General features: G+C 38.0%; 5 protein-coding genes. All 5 read left to right on the top strand.

Annotation, left to right across the window (positions count from 1 at the left end):
• Nucleotides 1-369: 369 nt before the first annotated feature.
• Nucleotides 370-621 carry a hypothetical protein gene (locus F895_RS18730; RefSeq protein ID WP_005237783.1) on the top strand — a complete coding sequence of 84 codons (252 nt, stop codon included), beginning with the start codon at nt 370-372 and terminating at the stop codon, nt 619-621.
• Nucleotides 622-783: 162 nt separating this feature from the next.
• Nucleotides 784-2,280 carry a virulence factor TspB C-terminal domain-related protein gene (locus F895_RS18735; RefSeq protein WP_005237781.1) on the top strand — a complete coding sequence of 499 codons (1,497 nt, stop codon included), beginning with the start codon at nt 784-786 and terminating at the stop codon, nt 2,278-2,280.
• Nucleotides 2,280-2,555 (top strand): DUF2523 family protein, encoded by a 276-nt coding sequence (locus F895_RS18740; RefSeq protein ID WP_005237779.1) that lies wholly within the window; start codon nt 2,280-2,282, stop codon nt 2,553-2,555. The genes F895_RS18735 and F895_RS18740 overlap by 1 nt, the downstream gene beginning before the upstream one ends.
• 2 nt (nt 2,556-2,557) lie before the next feature.
• The gene (locus tag F895_RS18745; protein ID WP_005237777.1) at nt 2,558-3,772 is read left to right on the top strand and encodes a zonular occludens toxin domain-containing protein; all 1,215 of its coding nucleotides are present in this window, start codon (nt 2,558-2,560) and stop codon (nt 3,770-3,772) included.
• Nucleotides 3,773-3,917: 145 nt separating this feature from the next.
• Nucleotides 3,918-4,136 (top strand): hypothetical protein, encoded by a 219-nt coding sequence (locus F895_RS18750; RefSeq protein WP_005237767.1) that lies wholly within the window; start codon nt 3,918-3,920, stop codon nt 4,134-4,136.
• Nucleotides 4,137-4,353 lie beyond the last annotated feature (217 nt).

Genomic DNA, 4,353 nt, shown 5'->3' with positions numbered 1-4,353 from the left:
ACAGCCTTTCGTATAATGTATAATATGTCAATAAAATCAATAACTTAGGTAATTTTAAGTATGAATATAACAGCAATAATGGGGGATAATCAAGTGGAATGTCCTAAATGTTTGTCGCTTTTTCATAAGCAATATTTGTACTTTCACATGACTAAGTGCAAGGGATAGGTTTTAAGAAATGGAACTATATGTTTGTACTCAACTCGACAAACCATCTAACACATGCATTGTTTGGCTTGACCTGAATACAACCATGTTTGCCATTACTGGCTGGGAAGCGTCAATGATAATCACAGCGATTTCCGGCTATTACTTAACTATGTGGTTATTAAGAAATCTTCGTTATTCCGTCAAGTGAGGAGAAACACAATGGAAAAACAAAACCAACTTACCGTTGTTGAAAAAAACGGCCGTACTTCTTTAGTTCGTGGCTCTGTGTTAGGGGGTGTTTTAACAGCTTTGGCTATGTCAAATGCTAATGCAAAGTTAGAGCTTGATCCTGCTTCATTTATTGGTGATATCGGTGTTGCAGAAACATTTGGTATTGCTATCGGTATCGCAATTCTTGGCTTTGTAGCTGTTATGGCTCTAGTGAAGAAATCACGCGGTGCAGTGAAGTAAAAAAAATGCTGTGAGCGCGCGCTGAACGATGCTTGCAGCGTTTGGCGCGCGAGCACGGCAATTTAGAGATCGAATGCTATGGACGAACCATCAATATTTAACTGGCTACTCGTTATTATTGCAGTTGTAGGCGTACTCATTCTTCTAAAGTGAGATTGCGATATGTTTAAATTTTTTAATTTTTTTTTTCTACTTTTTTTTACATCATTTTCAATTCAAACATTCGCTGCCGACGATGGTGATTGGTGGCTTCAACGTCAGGTTCAATTGCAACAAAATCGCGAAGATTATGCAAAGCGTGTCTATGGTTCGGCACGTCATGTCTACGATACTCAAATAACTGAAAATGGTGTTTCTAAAGTTAAGACAGTTGTTAAAAACGTTGTTGTTGAAGATGTACCATCCAAAGCTAGGCTTGGCAAATCTTTATTACAACGGGCTAAAGCTTTTAGGGGCGGTGTCGCAGGTGTATTGGGTGGTGCTGCTGTTACAGCTTTGATTGAAGCCGTTGGTTGGGTTATGGAAGAAGGAACCTTTGTTAAATATAAATCTGTGGATGACAATAATTGTCTTTTTAAATCTTATTTGGTTTCTTTCGGTTCTGATCATGCTTATTGTGGAATTATAAACGCAGGACAAGGCTCATTACCTTTAGTAAAAACTAGACTAGAAGGTCAAGGTTATACAGATGTTTCTTTCGAATCTTGCGAATTAAGTAATCCTAGTGCTCCACCTTCAAGTTCTTCAAGTGCAACTGGAACTTGTACTTATTCAATGAAAAACAACGGAAATAAAACTACAAATAAATATTCAGTTTCAGCAGTCGAAAACAAAAATCCTTCTGATAATAAAACTAAGATTGTTATTACTGATGAACATGTTGGTGGAATTGTCACGGGTGATTATAAAGATCCAGTAGATCCTAAATATGACATTACAGATCAACAATATCGTCCTGTTGTGACTGATGCTTATCAGCATGACCCACATGGTATTGGTGACGATATTGCCAATGAAATGGATGATCGTATCAAAAATGCGCCTCCAACGCCTGACGGCAAGCCTGCTCCTCCGGGTGATCCAAAGTATAAAAATCCTCCAAGTGCTGATGGTGCAACTAACGACCGATCATGGCAAGATGACGGTGGCAAAGCCGATGCTGATACAACTCCAAAAACCGATCCAGAAACGGGCGAACCTACTGGCGGTCAATCAATTTCACTTCAGTTTCCAGTTTTCTGTGAATGGGCTCATAGCATGTGTAAATGGTATGACGATTGGAAATCGTCAGATAAAACTTATAAAGATCATTTAAAAAAGGTTGAAGATCATCAGATAGAAGAAGCAACTTTTTGGTTCAAAGTTAAGGATTGGTTTACATGGACTAAAGATGATTCCGATCTACCTGATCGTGATGACTCAGATTTAAATACCACTGTTGACTTTGAAGAAAAAAAGATAGGTCTCAATGTATCACCACAGTGCCCAGCACCAACTTTTGAAACAATCACTCTGCATGGTGTAACTGCACAAGTTAAGACATCAGACTACACATATATTTGTCAGTTGGATTGGTTGATTAAGCCTTTCACTATTGGTTTTGCAGTTGTATTGGCCTGTTTCATTCTCTTTGGATTTAATCGTGGGAGTGAAGGCTAATGGGTAAATTTCTATATGGAATATTTGATCTTTTTGCAAATAACTTCGTTCGCCAAATATTGACCAGTCTAGGTGTTGGCATTGTCACTGGACTGCCTTTTTATCTCTTTTTATCAAGTTATGTCACCAGTGCAGCTTCGCATATCGAATCGCTTCCATTTATTGGATTAATGGCCGTCTTTGGTGTGCCCGAAGCTATAGGTATTATTTTTTCTGCAATTCTTACACGTGCATATTGGGAAGCAATGCGCATACGTATGGCTAAGAGGTCTTAAACATGCCTGTTATTTTAGTTACTGGAAAAATGGGTCAAGGTAAGACTCATATGGTTATGAAAAAATGGCTTATTCCAGCTGTTGAATCTGGTCGTCCTGTTTATACAAATATTGATGGATGTACGCTTGATGTGAATCCCATTCCTGAGAATGAAAAAGGCGAACTGGACTGGACATTAACACCTTCATCGAATGTGCAAACTGGTCAAAAAGCTGGCCTTATTATCTATGACGAAGCACAAAGGCAGGTTGATAAAAAAGGCATACGGTATTTTGCTTGGGCTGCACGTGAGAAACTTTCTACGCGTGAAGTTATTCGAGAACTTGAATATCACCGCCATTCTGGACATGACATTATATTCATTACACAGTCACCAAAATTGCTTCATTTACACTTGTTGGAGCTTGTAAACGAACATTATCACTGTACACGTCTACGTAATGAAAAACGTTCACAGGTATCGTTATGGCGTTCGTGGCAGGAAAAACCTGATTCATTAGCAGCGACTGAACGCGCTGAGGATGTATTTTTTGAGAATTTTGATGAAAAAGTATTTACACAGTACAAGTCGACTGAGGAAGTTACTGACGGTAAAACACGTATCCCTGGATATTTTTGGAAATTAGCGATTATTGCTGCAGTGTGTTTTATCATTGCTGCTGGATTGTTAATTAATGGCTTTGTGCATTTCTCAGGTGGTAAACGTATTGGTCAGGATGCACTTGATAAAACGATGGAAGCTCAAAAACAGCTTGAAGAACGTGGTGCTAAGAATGCTCCAGTAGTACAGCAAACTTCGCAAATATCGCCTGAGCTACAAGCTAAGATCAATGACTGTGTAAAACAGTTCGGCTGGTCGCCTGAGATGTGTCGAGAGGGTTTAGATAAAGAATATCTTGAATCTAAGAATAAACAGCTTGAGGCTAAAACTGGTAATTCAATGGAACGTATTGTTGTTGATTACAACCCGAATAAACCATTCGATCCAGTCGTTACTGGTGGCTATCAAGTAACAGCAATGCCAGTTTTTGCTGGCTGTATGAAAAAGAACGGTCGTTATGTTGCATATACTCAACAGGGTACTATTCTTCACGATGTATCACAGGCGGATTGCAGAAAAGTAGTTGAAGATGGTGATAGACCGTTTAATTACTTTGTCCAGCAGCAACAGCAGCAAAGTATGCAAACAGTGAAAAATGAAAATCCTTCTCTTTGATTACAAAAACCGACTCTATGATGTGACGTAGAAATTAACCAAAAAGTGTCTTCAGGGGAATTAAGACACATCGTGATATGATATAAATTAAGCAATAAATATGAGTGTCTTAAGGCGTAGTCTAGACACTTTGACAAGAGGGTTTATGAGTACAAAAGAACATATTTTCGAATATCTTGAGAATAAAGCTCAGCAAGCTATTGATTCTTCATTGACTCCTTTGAAATGTCTGGAAAAGGTTAATGAGCTTTCAGGCGCTGTTGATGTTCTAATTAAATGTCATTTTTTATTGGAAAAACAGGATATTGATAGAGCTTTCGATATTCTTGATCAGGTTTTATTAGTGGCTAATGGTTCTCTTTAGGGGCAATTATGAGTACGCAAGATATTATAGGTTTAACTGTAGTGATTTTGGCTCTCTTCTTTTGTTGCGGTTCAGTGTTTGAATACGTGAAAGAAAAATTAAAGTGATAGCTGAGATTTCGCATAATGTAACTGACAGATTATGTTACATAGTGAATTTGCAAAAATAATATACTTGCAAATTCACGTAATTTAACATCAATCTGCATTATGCGAAA

The organism is Acinetobacter sp. CIP 64.2 (assembly GCF_000369645.1).
Lineage (GTDB): Bacteria > Pseudomonadota > Gammaproteobacteria > Pseudomonadales > Moraxellaceae > Acinetobacter.
The sequence above is the reverse complement of the archived record's forward strand: the minus strand, read 5'-3'. Positions and strand labels throughout refer to the sequence as shown.

Coding starts and splice junctions, on each gene's coding strand:
- F895_RS18740 (WP_005237779.1), top strand. CDS start 2,280: ATGGGTAAATTTCTATATGGAATATTTGATCTTTTTGCAAATAACTTC.
- F895_RS18750 (WP_005237767.1), top strand. CDS start 3,918: ATGAGTACAAAAGAACATATTTTCGAATATCTTGAGAATAAAGCTCAG.
- F895_RS18745 (WP_005237777.1), top strand. CDS start 2,558: ATGCCTGTTATTTTAGTTACTGGAAAAATGGGTCAAGGTAAGACTCAT.
- F895_RS18735 (WP_005237781.1), top strand. CDS start 784: ATGTTTAAATTTTTTAATTTTTTTTTTCTACTTTTTTTTACATCATTT.
- F895_RS18730 (WP_005237783.1), top strand. CDS start 370: ATGGAAAAACAAAACCAACTTACCGTTGTTGAAAAAAACGGCCGTACT.